The 16,020-nt window shown below is 63.4% G+C and carries 9 protein-coding genes; 3 read left to right on the top strand and 6 right to left on the bottom strand.

The window, feature by feature from the left end:
- Positions 1-70 precede the first annotated feature (70 nt).
- From AC3Z8Y_RS07545 to AC3Z8Y_RS07555, 3 genes are all read right to left on the bottom strand, one after another.
- A complete protein-coding gene (locus AC3Z8Y_RS07545; RefSeq protein WP_490089126.1) occupies positions 71-238 on the bottom strand; it encodes a hypothetical protein in 168 nt (55 codons plus the stop codon).
- Between the two features lie 198 nt (positions 239-436).
- The gene (locus AC3Z8Y_RS07550; RefSeq protein WP_490089127.1) at positions 437-808 is read right to left on the bottom strand and encodes an FxLYD domain-containing protein; all 372 of its coding nucleotides are present in this window, start codon (positions 806-808) and stop codon (positions 437-439) included.
- 310 nt (positions 809-1,118) lie between these two features.
- Positions 1,119-7,331: a putative Ig domain-containing protein gene (locus AC3Z8Y_RS07555; RefSeq protein ID WP_490089128.1), complete on the bottom strand. Its 6,213-nt coding sequence runs from the start codon at positions 7,329-7,331 to the stop codon at positions 1,119-1,121.
- A 508-nt stretch (positions 7,332-7,839) separates the two neighbouring features.
- Between AC3Z8Y_RS07555 and AC3Z8Y_RS07560 the strand changes: the two genes are divergently transcribed.
- From AC3Z8Y_RS07560 to AC3Z8Y_RS07570, 3 genes are read left to right on the top strand one after another with little or no spacing between them, the layout of a single operon-like run.
- Positions 7,840-9,138 (top strand): ATP-binding protein, encoded by a 1,299-nt coding sequence (locus AC3Z8Y_RS07560; RefSeq protein ID WP_490089129.1) that lies wholly within the window; start codon positions 7,840-7,842, stop codon positions 9,136-9,138.
- A 22-nt stretch (positions 9,139-9,160) separates the two neighbouring features.
- Entirely contained in the window at positions 9,161-10,738 is a 1,578-nt protein-coding gene (locus tag AC3Z8Y_RS07565) for a tannase/feruloyl esterase family alpha/beta hydrolase (protein ID WP_490089130.1), read from the top strand.
- Positions 10,739-10,767: 29 nt separating this feature from the next.
- Positions 10,768-12,177: an MFS transporter gene (locus AC3Z8Y_RS07570; protein ID WP_490089131.1), complete on the top strand. Its 1,410-nt coding sequence runs from the start codon at positions 10,768-10,770 to the stop codon at positions 12,175-12,177.
- 36 nt (positions 12,178-12,213) lie between these two features.
- Here the strand turns inward: AC3Z8Y_RS07570 and AC3Z8Y_RS07575 are convergent, their stop codons facing one another.
- From AC3Z8Y_RS07575 to AC3Z8Y_RS07585, 3 genes are all read right to left on the bottom strand, one after another.
- Entirely contained in the window at positions 12,214-13,125 is a 912-nt protein-coding gene (locus AC3Z8Y_RS07575; protein WP_490089132.1) for a bestrophin family protein, read from the bottom strand.
- Positions 13,126-13,243: 118 nt separating this feature from the next.
- A complete protein-coding gene (locus AC3Z8Y_RS07580) occupies positions 13,244-14,983 on the bottom strand; it encodes an ABC transporter ATP-binding protein (protein WP_490089133.1) in 1,740 nt (579 codons plus the stop codon).
- Complete coding sequence (locus AC3Z8Y_RS07585) at positions 14,983-15,930, bottom strand: acetamidase/formamidase family protein (RefSeq protein WP_490089134.1); 948 nt, start codon at positions 15,928-15,930, stop codon at positions 14,983-14,985. Before AC3Z8Y_RS07585 ends, AC3Z8Y_RS07580 begins: the two co-directional genes overlap by 1 nt.
- Positions 15,931-16,020 lie beyond the last annotated feature (90 nt).

The following is a 16,020-nucleotide window of genomic DNA, read 5'->3' on the forward strand; positions in this document are numbered from 1 at the left end:
AGCAGCCTGCGAAAAGGGCGTTGAATCGGATGTGACCACGCATGGCGAAGCTTCTCAGGCGCTGACTGAACTAGTCAGCAGCAGCGACATTCGCGTGGTGCTGACGAGAGGCGTCACTGTCCGTAGCCGGGGCGGCGTTGGCCATTACTTGCTTTTTCTTGTATTCGCAGACGTAAACGCGCGTGGGGTCGTTCTGGTACAGCGTGATGTTTCGCTTGGCATCTTCGCACTCGCGCATCTGCTCTTCACGTGCAGAGCCAGCGCTGGGTTTATAAGCTATTTGTCGTGGCTCGCAATGGCCAGGGGAAGCGCAGAGGCTGACGTACATGAGCGCGGCTAAAGGCATGGTCATTCATTCCATTGTTTACGACGGGGATCTTCCAAAGATCCTTGTCTGAGCAGGCCTGATCGTCAGGTCGCTGAAGGTGCACGCGGATTACTGCGTCACTACGGTGCCGGGGTAAGGAACGACAGAGCCCGTTACGCGCATACCCGAATCGCGCGCGCGAACCGTAGTCCCGGAAGATGAATCACCGTGTTGAACGGGTTGCCAGATACGCCAGGCCTGGCCTGCATCCATATCCGGGACTTCTACCGTTTCCCGGGCAACAACCTTGCCTTTGCGAGTGATTTCGAGGTCCAGGTAGCCGCCCTTTACCATATGGTCCGAAGCGTTGACGACGGTTCCGACGATGCTTGTAACGTGCCCGGCATCCACCAACTGCACGTTGCGTAACCTCAAGTCGGCTGCACCGGCTGAAGACACAAACGCACTTAAAGCCAACAGCGCCACTATTTTCGAGTTCACGTCCTCCCTCCTTGGGAATCGAATGGTGGCACGATGATACCCATCCGCAAGCCGTCTGCGTAGGGGTTTTTGACGCTTTATTAAAAAGTTCAAAATACAGTCAATAATTTGTCGAACGCGCGTTTGATCTGTCGACGGCTATATGGCGCTGGGCCATTAGTGTCAGGCGGAGAGAAGGCAGGGATAAGGCGGAGAATGGGAAGCGTCACGACACGCCACTGCCGCAAGCGGGCAGTGGGTGGTACAAACAGGCAGTCCGTTCCCAGGCTGGCAGCGGATGGCCGACCCGGGAACGGACGCGCCTGGCCTGCTACGCCATGAAGTCGCTCTGGTGCAACGTAGTGACGCCCACCAGCTGAATTTCGAACTCGGCGCTAGCGTCGGCGTTTACACTGCCGTACAGGATGCCGTTTTCAAGGCGCAACTGGCCGGCTGCGTTGTGGCTGTCGAACGCCGCGCTGCCGATGAACGTGAAGCCTTCCTTGGCTGAGGTGGCCGTGTCGCCATCAAGGCCGGTGAGGTCGATCTTGTCACCTTCGGTGGTTTTGAAGCCCGAGATCACATCGCGCAGGCTGCCCAGCCCCAGGTCGCCCAAGGCATTGAACTTGTAAACGTCCGCGCCCGTGCCGCCGGTGAGGGTATCCTTGCCGGCGCCGCCGATCAGGGTGTCGTCACCGGCGCCGCCATTGAGTTCATCGTCGCCGGCGCCGCCGTCCAGCACGTTGGCCGCCGTACTGCCGGTAAGCTTGTCGTTGTACAAGCTGCCGATCACGTTCTCCATGTACTTGATCGTGTCCAGCCCCGAGCCGCCAGTGTTTTGCTGGGCAGTGGTGTTCAAGGCAAGGGTAATGCCCTGGGTGGCGTAGGCGTATGAAACGGTGTCGATCCCGTCTCGGCCGTCCAGCACGTTGTTACCAGCGCCGGCCACGAAGGTGTTGTCCAGCGCATTGCCGATACCGTTGGCCGCGCCGATGGTATTGATCACCAGGTTTTCGACGTTGCTGCTTAGTGTCCAGGTGGCGAGGCTGCTGTACACGGTGTCGATGCCGCCAGTGGCGCTGTCGCTGTTCTTCTCTACGGTGGTGTCGTCAGCGTTGTCCACGTAGTAGGTGTCCGAGCCATCACCGCCGGTCATGCTGTCGGCACCGGCCTTGCCATCCAGTACGTTGGCGGCAGCGTTGCCGGTGATGAAGTTGCGCAGTGCGTTACCAGTGCCGTCGATGGCCGAATAGCCGGTGAGCACCAGGTATTCCACGTTGTTGCCCAGCGTCCAGCTCACCGAGGCCTGCACGGTGTCGATCTGGCTGGTGGAAGCGTTGGTTTCGATCACCACATCGCCGGGGTTATCGACGATATACACATCCTTGCCGTCGCCCCCGGTCATGGTGTCCGCGCCGAGGTCGCCGTCCAGCGTGTCGTTGTAGGCGCTGCCTACCAATGTGTCGTCCAGGTCGGTACCCAGGATGTTGCCGCCTTTCTGGGCGGCCACTTCGTCGTACACATCCTGCGCGGTGCGGTTGTCGGTGGCGTCGCCCTGGAAGCCCAGGTCCGAGGCGATGTAATCCGCCAGCCGCTGGCCCACGATTTCGGCGGACTCTTCATGCAAGTGCCACACGTCGTCCGGGTAGGTCACGGGGTCGGCTTCCTGGCGCAGTGGCAGGTCGGTGTAGTCCACCGCCAGGTCCACGTCGGCGCGCTCCGCCGCGATTGCTTCCTGAGTCGCCCGCACGGCCACCAGGCCGTTCTGGATCTGCGCGATCGTGGTTTCGTCATAGCCCCGCACCCGCGCGGCGTCCGCGTCGTAGTGCCCGGTTTCCATGATGTACACCTTGAAGTCGCCCAGTTGCGCATGCAGGTAATCGAACACCGCCAAGGTGGCGGCTTTGTACGCAGCAGTGGCGGCTGCGACATCGGCCGACCGGCCGATTTCACCGGCGGCCTCTTCGCCTTGGCCCCAGATGATGCCCATGGTCACATTGTCTGTGGCCGTGAGGCTGGCCAGCTGTTCTTTCAGCAGGCCTACGGCGCGCAACAGGGCAGGGCCCGGCTGGTTGGTGTCGGTCAGCCACCACGATAGCCGCAACTGTTCCTCGTTGCCGGTCGACAACCCGTTCACCGTGCTGCCGCCCACGGCGATGTCGATCCCGTTGCCATCGGCATCGGTGAACTGGCTACGCACGTCGTAGGTGGTGTACTTGGTCAGGTCCTTGACCAGTTCGGTGATGCCGGACTGGTCGTCGTCATCGGTCATGCGCAGCATGCGCGCGTTGGATTGCCCCAAGGTTGGGAGGAAAAGAATGTCTTGCTGGGCCCGTTCGGCGAACACGAAATCGCTGGCGCTCAGGGTCGACGACAGGTTGCCGTTGAGGGTGATTTCGAAGCGGTTGCCGTCCGCGTCCGCCTCGCCCGACTTGATGTAGGTCTTGCTGTTGTCGGCGCTGGTGGTGATGTACAGCGTGTGATCGGTGCCGGTGCCCAAGCCAAGAATGCCCAGCGCGCTCACGTCGATCTTGTCCACGCCCACGGTGAAATCGGTGATGGTATCGCTGGCGGTGATACCGCCGGTGTCGTAGTCGCGGTAGCTGTCGGTGAGTGCCGAGAAGCGGAAGGTGTCCGCACCGTCGCCACCGGTAAGCGTATCGCGGCCCGCACCGCCATCCAGTATATCGGCGCCGGCGTTGCCTTTAAGGGTATCGGCGCCGCCCAGGCCCAGGATCAGATCACTGTGAGTGGTACCGTTCAGGGTTTCCGCCGAGGCGGTGCCGGTGATGGTTGTAGGGAGCGCGGCGGCCACGGTAAGGGCGAACACGTCACTGGCGGATGCGCCCTTGGGGTCGGTGGCGGTGACCAGCACGTTATAGGCGCCCGCGGCGTCGTCCACCGGTGTGCCGCTGAAGGTCAGGGTGCTGGCGTCGAACGTGAGCCAGGCGGGCAGGGCGGTACCGTCCTGCAGCGTGGCCTTGTAGGTCAGGGTATCGCTGTCGGCGTCGGTGAAGGCCGTTTGCGACAGGGTGTAGGTGTAGGGGCTGTTTTCGGTCGCTGCGCTGTCCTGCAGCGGGTCGGTGACTACCGGGGCCGCATTGGCGGGTACCGAACCACTGTTGAAGATCACGTTCGCCGCCGTGAGGGTGCCGGTGTAGTTGCCCTGCAATGCGAGTTCGAAGCGGTTGCCGCTGGCGTCGGCATCGTAGCTTTTCAGGTAGGTGCGGCCATTGCTGCTGTTGTACTGCACCAGCAGGGTACCGTTGTATCCGTTGCCAAGCCCCTTGAAGCCCAGGCCCGCGAGGTCGAGCCTGTCCTGGCTGACATCGAAGTCCGTGATCAGGTCGCTGTAGCTCGTGCTGGCGGTGCGGTAGCTGTCCGTCAGGTTGGTGAAGCGGAAAATATCCGCGCCCGTGCCGCCGGTGAGGTTATCCGCGCCTGCGCCGCCAACCAGAATGTCGTTGCCGCCAGCGCCATTGAGGGTGTCCACCCCGGCGAGGCCGAGCAGTTGCTCGTTGGCCGCGGTGCCGGTGAGCGTGTCCTTGCCCGAGGTGCCGGTGATCACCTTGGTGCCGGTATCCGGCGTGTCCTGCACGGCCAGGGCAAAGGTATCGGTGACGGTCCCGGTTTTGCCGTCGCTGGCGGTCACGGTCACGTTGAAGGTACCGGCGGCATTCAAATCCGGGGTGCCGCTGAAGGTACGGGTGGCCGCGTCGAACGTCAGCCAGCTTGGCAAGGCGCTGCCATCGGCCAGGGTGGCGGTGTAGCTCAGGGTGTCGTTGTCGGCGTCGGTGAAGCTGGTGGCCGGGATCACGTAGCTGAACGGCGTGGCTTCCTTGGCGCTTTGATCGGCGAGCGGGGCAGCCACTACGGGCGCGTGGTTGACCGGCGTGTCCTGCACGGCCAGGGCAAAGGTATCGGTGACGGTCCCGGTTTTGCCGTCGCTGGCGGTCACGGTCACGTTGAAGGTGCCGGCGGCATTCAAATCCGGGGTGCCGCTGAAGGTACGGGTGGCCGCGTCGAACGTCAGCCAGCTTGGCAAGGCGCTGCCATCGGCCAGGGTGGCGGTGTAGCTCAGGGTGTCGTTGTCGGCGTCGGTGAAGCTGGTCGCCGGGATCACGTAGCTGAACGGCGTGGCTTCCTTGGCGCTTTGATCGGCGAGCGGGGCGGCCACTACGGGCGCATGGTTGACCGGAGGCGTGGCGCCGAGGATGAAGTCCGACGCCGTGAGGGTGCCCACCAGGTTGCCGGTGAGGCCCAGCTCCAGGCGCTGGCCGCTGGCGTCGGCGTCGTAGTTCTTGATGTAGGTCTTGTTGGCACTGGCGCTGTACTGCAGCAGCAACGTGCCGTTGTAGCCGTTGCCCAGGCCGGTATAGCCCAGGCCGGAAAGGTCGATTTTGTCCACGCCCACGGTGAAGTCGGTGATGGTGTCGGCGTAGCTGGTGCTGGCGGTGCGGTAGCTGTCGGTGACGGTGGTGAAGCGGAAGGTGTCCGCCCCGGCGCCGCCAGTGAGGGTATCGCTCCCGGCGCCGCCGATCAGCACGTCATTGCCTGCGCCGCCTACAAGCGTGTCCTTGCCAGTGGTGCCAGTGATCACCTTCGGCGTGGTGTCAGGCGCGGCAGGGGTGTCTTGCACGGCCAGGGCAAAGGTATCGGTGACGGTGCCGGTTTTGCCGTCGCTGGCGGTTACGGTCACGTTGAAGGTACCGGCGGCATTCAAATCCGGGGTGCCGCTGAAGGTACGGGTAGCCGCGTCGAACGTTAGCCAGCTTGGCAAGGCGCTGCCATCGGCCAAGGTGGCGGTGTAGCTCAGGGTGTCGTTGTCGGCGTCGGTGAAGCTGGTGGCCGGGATCACGTAGCTGAACGGCGTGGCTTCTTTCGCGCTTTGGTCAGCCAGCGGGGCGGCCACTACGGGCGCATGGTTGACCGGCGCCGCGGTGGCGAAGATAAAGTCCGCTGCCTTGAGCGTGTTCAGCAGGTTGCCCGTCAGTGCCAACTCGAAGCGGTTGCCGTTGGCGTCAACTTCAAGGGATTTGACGTAGGTTTTGTCGCCTGCGCTATTGAGCGCGAGGTAAACAGTGCCGTTGCGGCCATCGCCCAGGCCGGTGATACCCAGCGCCGACAGGTCGATGTGGTCTTCGCCAGCGGCAAAGTCGCTGATCAGGTCCACCGAGGTAACGCCGCCGGTGTTGTAGTTGCGGTAACTGTCCAGGCGGTCCGCAAATACGAACGTGTCGGCCCCGGCACCACCGGCAAGGGTGTCCACGCCAGCGCCGCCGTTAATGATGTCGTTGCCTGCGCCGCCGTTGATCTTGTCGGCGCCGGCCAGGCCCATCAGCGTGTCGTTGCCCGCGGTGCCGACCAGCGTGTCGTCGCCGGCGGTGCCCAGCGGGGCGGTATCCGGCGGGGTGGTGCCTACCGTGGTGCCGTCGCCGTAGGTCAGGGTCGAGCCCTTGGTGGTGTTGGCGATGCTGTTGTCGGTGATGGTATTGCGGTCCGTACCGTCTTCGTTACGCTCGGCCACCCCATAGGTGGAATTGGCGCCGCCGGTAATGGTGTTGTCGGTAATGAGGTTGTCGCTACCCGGGAAGAACTTGCCCGACACGCCGGCAGTGTCGTCGTAACTCTGGATGACGATTTCCGGTACCGGGGCATTCAAACCGTTATTGGTCAGGGTGTTGTCGTCGACGGTGACGTCCGTGCTGCCATAGATGCGCACGCCCGAGCCGCCGTTGTCATGAATGTCCACGCCGGTCACGGTTACGTCGCTGGACAACTTCACCAGCACGCCCTCGGCGCCGTTGCCATACACGCTACCGCCTTCGATGCTGACGTCGTACGGTGAAGGGATGTTCTCGCTGCCGCGCTGCACCACGATCCCGTTGCCACCGTTATCGTAGGCAACGTTGTCGGTCATGGTGAAGCTGTTGGTGCTGGTAACGATATTGAACCCATGGCGGTCGTTGTCGTACGCCACGTTGTTGATATAGGTGCTATCGACGATGTAGTCCGCCACAAAGCCGTCCAGGCCGTTGCCATGGGATATGCAGTTCTCGATCAGCAGGTTCACGGTCTGTTCGTGGGGGTCGAAGCCATACCCCGAGCAGTTCATGATTTCCACGCCGCTGAGGGTGACGTTGCTGTCGTGGCCATCCTGGCCAGGGATGTAGCCGTTGAACCAGCCGTCGATCTTGCCGGTGGTGTTGTCCCGGTTGCCATCGATGGTTAGGTTGCTCAGGCCGAAATCATGGGTTTCTTCGCCGTAGGCTGAACGGATCACGCCGGTGATCTTGGTATCGGAACCGTCCGCCACTTTCACCGTGGTCAGGCCCGCGCCGGCGCCTTCCATGTACACGTTGCTCTTGAGCATCAGGCAACCGTCGGAAGGTTCCTCCCCGGCCGAGACGATAAAGGTCCCGGTTGGCACAAATACCGTTCCGCCCCCAGCAGCGGCTGCCGCGTCAATGGTTGCCTGGATAGCCGCGGTGTCGTCCGTGACGCCATCACCTACCGCGCCGAAGTCCTTTACGTTGAAGATCATGTGCTTGGTCCGCCCGGGGAGGAAAATAGTGATCAATGCCAAAATGTCGGCAATTGGTACCGACTTTGTATGACAGAGTTCACACACGATTTTTGCTTATTAGACGGGCGCGTCAAAGAAATCGCGAAATTGGGCATTTAGCCATTAAAGCGACGGTATGCTGGCGACGGTTCTCCCGTTATCACCATTCGAAAGAATTGATAAGTCATAAAGCCGTCACTTCAGTCGGCTTTTTGGCGGTTTGGAGACGATGTCAAATCTTGAACGTGACAGCGGCCTCACTGGCCTCGCTCTGACCAGTCAGCCCTGGAGCAATATGTCCGGACTGACATGCAATATCTGCCCCTTGCCGGGCGCTTTGATGGAAAATCCGTGTCTTACTTCCAGGCATCAGCACGGTAAAGCCCTTGCGCCAACCCTACATTCTGATGGAACACCCGCCGTTCGACGCCCCGGGTCGCACCTTGTGGGTCGCAGGTGATGCCTTCGACTGGAAAATAACGGAATCATGATCCTGCGCCATTTCACTACGATTCGCGGGCAAATCCTGGCGGTTGTCGCAGGCTCGTCGGTGCTCACCTTTCTGCTGTTCCTGGCCTTGCTTTTCTATCCAGGTGGCCCACCGAGCCCACCTTGGCCCTGGCAAACCACCTACCGGGTCGCCGCCGTGGTGCAAGCGTTGCGCGTCGCCCCAGCTGATGCGCGTGTGCATGTGATTGAAGGTGCGCAGGCGATGGGCTTAAGCATGCGCTTGCTGCCTGCCGCCACCCCTTGCACAGCCGATAACTTGAATTCCCGTGACCTGCAGGCTGCCCTGCAGGCAGAGCTGGGCCCTGCCCAGGCGATCAGCGCGCACGCCTGCACCGCAGCCCCGGGCCAGGCCGATATTCAGATACTGGTGCCGATCGGTGAGAGCACGCTGGACGTACGCACTACCCGCGTCGAACGTGAGCCGCCGCGCCTGTCCTTTCCCTTTTTCGGCGCGCTGCTGTTTCTTTGCGTGGGGGTAGCCACTTTGTCCGCGTGGGCGGCGTGGCGGGTGGTGCGTCCGTTGCGGCGCCTGTCGGACCAGGCCGAAGCCTTCGGTCGGGACATCGTGGTGGCGCCCATCGTAGAGGAGGGGCCTCTGGAAATCCGTCGTGCGGCCCATGCTTTCAACCTTATGCAGGAGCGGATCACCGCCTCCATCGAAGGCCGTACGCGGATGCTGGCCGCGGTCAGTCACGACCTGCGCACGCCGCTTACGCGCATGCGCTTGCAATTGGAAACCGACCGTAGCGAGATCTCGAAGGAAAAGCTTATTCGGGACATCAGCCTGTTGCAGACCATGGTGACCTCGGCCCTGGCGTACCTGAGCAGCGGTTCGCAAACCGAGAAAAAGGAATGGCTGGACCTTGGCGCGTTGCTGTCCACGCTGTGCGACGACTACGAAGACGCCGGTGCGCGCATTACCTATGACGGGCCCTTGCACCTGCCGTTCCTGTGCCGCCCGGAGGCCATCCAGCGCGTGCTGTGTAACCTGATCGACAATGCGTTGGGCTTTGCCGGACAGGTCATGGTCAGCGCGACGGCTGAAGCGGGGGTAATCACCCTTGAGGTGGCCGATGACGGCCCTGGTATCGCGCCGGAACGGCTCAAGGATGTGATCGAACCATTTTTCCGCCTTGACCCCTCGCGCAACAACAGGCCAGGCAGCGTGGGGCTGGGGCTGTCGATCGTCAATGACATCGTTCAGGCCCACAACGGTACGTTGACGTTGTCCAACCGCGTGCCCCAGGGGCTGCTGGCGCGCATTGTGTTTTGCTGATTGCATGAGAAAGGATAGCCCCATGAGACTGAACATCGCAGGCGCATCGGTCGCCGCCGCCCTTTTCAGCCTGTTGCTGGCCGGCGGTGCCCGGGCCAATGAGGCATGCAGCGCGCTCGCGGCCCAGGCACTGCCTGATACAACGATCACCAGCGCTCGGTTGGTGCCCGCCGGGCAGTACGTGATGCCCGAAAATCCCCTGTCGCGCCTTGGCGCCGTGCCAGGCATGAACCCCGCGGGGCGCATTGCCAACGGTCCCAACCCGGCCTTCTGCCGCGTCGCCGCCACCTTGAAGCCCAGTAGCGACTCCAACATCAAGGTGGAGGTGTGGTTGCCCGTCTCCGGCTGGAACGGCAAGTTCCTGGGTGTCGGCAGCTTCGGCTGGGGCGGGGCGCTGATGTACCCCGGTATGCTGACAGGCCTTGAACAGGGCTACGCCGTAGCGGCCACCGACACTGGGCACGACGGCACTACGGAAGCCGGCAAGGGTGGGCGCTTCGCACTCGGCCATCTGGAGAAGCTGGTGGACTACGCCTGGCGTGCCGACCACCTGATGACCATCAACGCCAAGTCGCTGATCCACGCCTACTACGGTCGCGCGCCGTCGCGCTCGTACTGGGTGGGCTGCTCGCTGGGCGGGCTTGAAGGGCTGATCGAGGCCAAGCGTTTCCCCGGGGACTACGACGGTATCGTAGCCGGCGCGCCACCTAATCCAATCGTCAAGTTCAACGCCGCCCAGTTGTGGACTGGCTGGCTGATCAACCGTGACCCTGACTTGCAGATGAGCAAGGAAAAATTCGCCATGGTCAGCCAGGCGGCGCGCAAGGCCTGCGCCACACCGGTCGGCGATCGACAGGGCTTTATCGAAGACCCTCAGCGTTGCGACTTCGAGCCTGAGCAGCTGCAGTGCAAGGGCGCCGAGACCGCGGATTGCTTGACAACCCGCCAGGTAAAACTGATGCGGCAGGTCTACGCCGGGCCCGTCAACCCGCGTACCCATGAGGTGATTTTCCCGGGCCCGGCCAAGGGCAGCGAAGCGCAATTGGGCGAATTCGCCGACGGTAAGCCGTTCCCGGTCGCCCTGGACCTGTTCCAGTACGCCGCCTTCCAGGACGCGAACTGGGACTGGAGCACCCTGGACTGGGACAAGACGGTCAATGCCGCGGTAGCCAGGCTTGGCCCCCTGATGCACGTGGACAGCGACCTCAAACCCTTCTTCGCTCGCGGCGGCAAGCTGTTGATGTACGTGGGCTGGAACGACTTCCACAACCCCCAGGAGCTGATCGGTTACTACCAGGCGCTGATGCGCGAAGCCGGCGATAAAACACGCGCCTCCTCGCGGCTGTTCACCGTGCCCGGTATGGGCCATTGCTTCGGGGGTGAGGGCTGCGACACCTTTGACAAGCTGGGCAATCTCGATACCTGGGTAGAGCAGGGCGTGGCACCCGAGCGCATCGTTGCTTCGCGGGTCACCGACGGGAAAGTGGTCCGCACCCGGCCGCTGTGCGCCTACCCGCAGGTCGCTCGCTACGATGGCAGGGGCGCCATGGACGAAGCCCGGAGCTTTGCCTGTGTGGACCCTGCGGCAGCGCGCCCCTGAACTCGGACATGACACAGGAGTAGCCGTACATGACGATGATGACACCGATCACCCAGGAGCCGTCGGCCGGCCAGCTGCGCGGCATGAGCCTGTTGGTCACCGGCGCAATCTTCATGGAAATCCTCGACGGCGCGATCATTGCGCCGGCGCTGCCTGGCATGGCCGCCTCGTTTGGCGTCAAACCCATTGAACTGAGCGTGGGCATCAGCGCCTACATGTTGGCGGTCGGTACCTGCATACCGGCCGCAGGCTGGGTCACCGACCGTTTTGGCTCGCGCACGGTGCTGGCGCTGGCCATCGTGTTCTTTACCCTCACCTCGGCGTTATGCACCTTGGTCGACTCCTTGTGGGCGTTCACCGGGCTGCGCGTGCTGCAAGGGTGCAGCGGTGCGTTGATGGTCCCGGTCGGGCGCCTGCTGGTGATGCGTTACACGCCCCGTGAGCGGTTGATGCAGGCGCTGTCCAGCATGGTCTGGCCGGCTTTGACCGCACCCGTGATCGGCCCGCCGCTGGGTGGTTTCATCACCACCTACTGGGGGTGGGAATGGATCTTTCTACTCAACGTCCCGCTGGGCATGGTTGCTGTGTTCGCGGTCTGCCGGATCGTCCCGCAGATAAAAGGCGCCGAGCTCAAACCCTTTGACTGGCCGGGCTTCGTGCTGTGCGCCAGTGGGACCTTTGCGTTGCTCAGTGGCCTTGAGCAAGTGTCTATCAACGTGAGCCCTGCCAACGTCGGGTTGAGTGGCTTGGGCCTGATCCTCTTGGCTCTGGCGTTCCGGCATTTTCGCCGGGCCGCGCATCCCATGCTCAATCTGGCCGCGTTCCAGGTGCCATCCTTCCGCGCGGTGATGCGCGGAGGGACGCTGTCTAAAATGGCGATCATCAGTACGCCGTTCCTGTTGCCGTTGATGTTGCAGGCCGGGTTGGGGTTCGATGCTTTCCAGGCGGGTTCCCTGACGCTGATCCTGTTCGCGGGCAACCTGGCGGCCAAGGCCATTACCACCCCCACGCTAAAGACCTTCGGCTACCGGCCGGTGCTGCTGTGTAACGGGGTGATGGCCGCGGCCGGCATCCTGGGGTGCGCCATGCTGGGCCCTGAAACGCCGATATGGCTGATGGGCGTGGTGCTGTTCTTCTGCGGGGCTACGCGGTCGATGCAATTCACCGCGATGGGCACCCTGACCTTTGCGGACATCAGCAAGGCACAGATGGCCGATGCCAACGGGCTGATGAATGTCATCAGTCAGGTCAGCATGGCGGCAGGCGTCACGCTGGGGGCGATCTTCGTCCGGAGCGCTCAGGCCCTGGGTGGCGAAAGAGGGGCATTGTTCGACTATCGCGTCGCGTTCGGCCTGATGGCCCTTATCGCGCTGGTGGGCCTGGTCGATCTGGTGCGCCTGGACAAAACCGCCGGGGATACCTTCGTCAATCGAGGTTAGGGGAGCGCACAGGGATTCGAATGCCCGAAACGCCGGTTACAGCAACACCCCATCCACCGCCTTCAACCCCTCCGGCGCGGGCTCGTCGAGCAATTCCAGCACGGCAATCTCCAGGTTCCGGCACATGGCATCCAGCGGCAGGTCGTTGGGCAAGGTGTCGAACGGGTCGGAGATCTGGTCGCCCAGTGCGTCCAGGCCGAAGAAGGTGTAGCTGAGGATGCACACCGCCAAAGGGGTGAACCAGCCGATGCTGTCGACCAGGCAGAACGGCAGCAGGAAGCAGTACACATACACCGTGCGGTGCAGCAGCAGTATGTACGGATAGGGGATGGGCGTGCCTTTGATGCGCTCGCACCCACCCAGTACGTAACTCAACCGTGAAAGTTGCTGGTCGATGTTCATCTGGGCGACGTCGCTGGCCTGTATGTGGCGGGCGGCGCCCAGGTACTGCTGGCCCAGCCGGCCCAGTTGCGCGCTGGCGGGGTTTTGCTTGGCCAGCAATGCGGTGTCCACTTCCAGGCGGGCGAGCAGCGCCTGGTCGGCGTTCTCGCCCCTGAGCTGGAATTTGAGCAGGTACCCGAAGCCCACCAGGCCCAAGGCAAGCGCCTTGCGAGGCGCTGCGCTCAGGGCTGGCATCAGGCTGAGTGTCTGGCGGGTGAGGTTACGGCTCACGATCAGCAATTCGCCCCACAACGTGCGAGCTTCCCAATAGCGCTGGTAGGCCACGGTGTTGCGAAACCCCAGGAAGATCGCCAGCGTAAGCCCCCATAGGGTGAACGGGGTGGCGGTAAGGATGAACTTGAAGCTGAAGAAGGTGCCATGCACCGCCACCACCCCGGCGCTTACCAGCACGGTAAACAGCACCTTGCGCCAGATGGCCGGGATGATGGAGCCCTTGAGCGAGAACAGCAGGGTGGCGGCGGAGGGGTTTTGCGGGCGAATGATCACGGTGGTAGAGCGCTCCGGTGGTTGGCCCGAGGGGCCTGACTGCCCGGAATGTTAGCGGCTTTTCTGTCGCCCGGCCGCGCTTGAAGCCGCACAGCCCCTCCCCATGCCCGGCACACCCTCACTCCATCGCCACCCAGTGATCGGCCCCCACCGGTGCGAAGCGCTGCGGCGGGGCAATGAAGCCGGCGTCCCTGATGGGGTTGGGCGGCACGAACTCCTTGAGCAGGCTTTTGAAGTCGCGCCGGCGGCCCACCTGCGGCACGGGCACCGCGGCCAGCAAGCGCTGGGTGTAGGCATGCTGGGGATTGTGCAGCACTTGGTCGCGGGCACCAATCTCGACGATCCGCCCGGCATACATCACCGCCACACGGTGGCATATCCGTTCCACCACTGCCATGTCGTGGGAGATAAACAGGTAGCTCAGGCCGTGCTCGGCGCGCAGGCGTTCGAGCAGCTCCAGCACCTGCGCTTGTACCGACACGTCCAGCGCGGAAACGGATTCATCGGCGATGATCACCTTGGGGTTCAGCGCCAGTGCCCGGGCGATGCAGATACGTTGGCGCTGGCCACCGGAGAACTGGTGCGGGTAGCGCTCCATGGAGGCCGCGGGCAGGTCTACCTGTTGCAGCAACTCGGCGACGCGTGCCCGCCGCTCGGGTTCTGGCGTGCGATCGTGAATCAACAGGGGCTCGCCTACCAGGTCGAACACGGTCTTGCGTGGGTTGAGCGCGGCGTAGGGGTCCTGAAACACCATCTGTACGTCGCGGCGCACCCGTTGCAGTGCTTCGCCGGTGAGGCCGTTGAGTTCCTGCCCCAGCAATTTGATGCTGCCCTGGTAGGCCAGCATGTTCATCACGGCTTTGCCGGTAGTGGATTTGCCGCAGCCGCTTTCGCCCACCAGGCCCAGGGTTTCGCCCTCGCGCAGTTCGAAGCTCAGGCCCTCCACGGCGTGCACGGTGCGTGGCCGTTCGAACCAGCCATGGCGCAGGGCGAAGCGTACATTCAGGTCTTGTACGGCCAGCACCACCGGTTTTTCGCAGAGCGCGGCCGGCGGTGGGGCAGTGCCCAGCACCGGCACGGCGGCCAGCAGCTTGCGGGTATACGGGGCCTGTGCAGCGGTGAACACCTGCTCCAGGCTGCCGTGCTCTTCCACGCGGCCCTGGTTCATCACCACCACTTCGTCAGCCATCTCGGCCACCACGCCCATGTCGTGGGTGATCAGCAGCAAGCTGGTCTTGAATTGCTGTTGCAGTTCGCGCATCAGCTCCAGGATCTGCGCCTGGATGGTCACATCCAGCGCGGTGGTGGGTTCGTCAGCGATCAGTACTTCGGGCTGGCACAGCATCGCCATGGCGATCATCACCCGCTGGCGCATGCCGCCCGACAGTTCATGAGGGTATTGGGTCAGGCGCTTGTCTACCTGGGGCATGCGCACCGCTTCCAGCATCTCGCGGCAACGCCTGCGTATATCCGGGCGCCCCATGGCTTCGTGGCGGCGCAGGGTTTCGGCCAGCTGGTGGCCCACGGTGAGCAGTGGGTTGAGGGAGGTCATCGGCTCCTGGAAGATCATGCCGATACGCTTGCCACGCAAAGCCTGCATGTCACGCTCGGGCAGGCTCAGCAGGTCCTGGTTGCCGAACAGGATCGCGCCCCCCGGCACGCTCGCGGCCTTGGGCAGCAGGCCCATGATCGCCAGCGACGACAGCGATTTACCACTGCCCGATTCCCCGGCGATGCAGAGGGTACGCCCCGGATACAGCGCGAAGCTCAACTCGTCGACCACCCGCCTGCGCGAGGCACCGCCGCCCACGTCGATGCTCAGGCGGTCCACGGCAAGGCTGGGTACGGGCGCGGCCATCAATTGAACACCACCTTCGGGAAGTAGAACGACACCACCCAGTTGGGCAGGTCGACGATTTCGCTAATGCGCAGGTCGCCGCACACCGAACACAGCATGTAGGCCTGTTCGGCGGGCATGCCATGCTCGCGGCACAGCCAGTCCACGGTATTGGCCACCGCCTGGCGGGCGGCCTGCATCAGGTCCGGGCCGATGCCGGTGAAGGCTTCGTAGCCGGCGCTGTCCAGGTGGCGAGTCACCGGGCCTGGGGTGCTGAAGCGGGGGGTAGCCAGCGGCGTCTGCTTGATCAGGTCCAGTTTCACCACCACGTCCATGGCGCTCTCGATCGCCGTGCCGCACACCTCGCCGTCACCTTGCGCCGCATGGGTATCGCCGATGGAAAACAGCGCGCCTTCGACTTCCACCGGCAGGTACAGCACGCTGCCTGCGGCCAGGTCACGGATGTCCAGGTTGCCGCCTACACGGCGCGGCGGCACGATCGAGTGCAGCCCGGCCTCGGCGGGCGCCACGCCCACGGTGCCGGCGAATGGCTTGAGCGGCACCTTGGCGAATTCACCGAACGCTGCGGGCGTCAGGGTTTGCGTGTCGTAGTGCCACAGCGCCAGGGCGGGCGCGGGGAATTGATCCGCCAGCAGGCCGAAGCCAGGAATGTTGGCCGTCCAGCCGAAGCCGCCCGGCTTGAAGCTGTCCAGCGTGATCTTGAGGATGTCACCGGGCTGAGCGCCTTCCACGAAGATCGGCCCGGTGACCGGGTTGATCTGGTCGAACGGCAGGGTGCTCACGTCCGCCACCTGGGACTGCGCCGTGAAGTAGCCGTTGGAGGAATCCCGGCAGTTCATTTGCAGCATGGCCCCGGGCGCCACGCGTTCCACCGGGGTGAAGCTATTGTCCCAGCCGAAATGACTGTTCACGCTGTGGATGGTCTTGACCAGGCAGTTCTGGCACATGGAGCGGTCCTCGATACGATGATGGCAGTGGCCTGTGCGCGGGGCGATCCCGACTCAGGCCACGGCAAGCTTGCGGCTTGCGGCTCACAA

This window comes from Pseudomonas sp. 3MAES_34.3B, assembly GCF_058145875.1.

Coding starts and splice junctions, on each gene's coding strand:
- AC3Z8Y_RS07545 (WP_490089126.1), bottom strand. CDS start 238: ATGCGCGAGTGCGAAGATGCCAAGCGAAACATCACGCTGTACCAGAAC.
- AC3Z8Y_RS07555 (WP_490089128.1), bottom strand. CDS start 7,331: ATGATCTTCAACGTAAAGGACTTCGGCGCGGTAGGTGATGGCGTCACG.
- AC3Z8Y_RS07560 (WP_490089129.1), top strand. CDS start 7,840: ATGATCCTGCGCCATTTCACTACGATTCGCGGGCAAATCCTGGCGGTT.
- AC3Z8Y_RS07565 (WP_490089130.1), top strand. CDS start 9,161: ATGAGACTGAACATCGCAGGCGCATCGGTCGCCGCCGCCCTTTTCAGC.
- AC3Z8Y_RS07570 (WP_490089131.1), top strand. CDS start 10,768: ATGACGATGATGACACCGATCACCCAGGAGCCGTCGGCCGGCCAGCTG.
- AC3Z8Y_RS07580 (WP_490089133.1), bottom strand. CDS start 14,983: ATGGCCGCGCCCGTACCCAGCCTTGCCGTGGACCGCCTGAGCATCGAC.
- AC3Z8Y_RS07585 (WP_490089134.1), bottom strand. CDS start 15,930: ATGTGCCAGAACTGCCTGGTCAAGACCATCCACAGCGTGAACAGTCAT.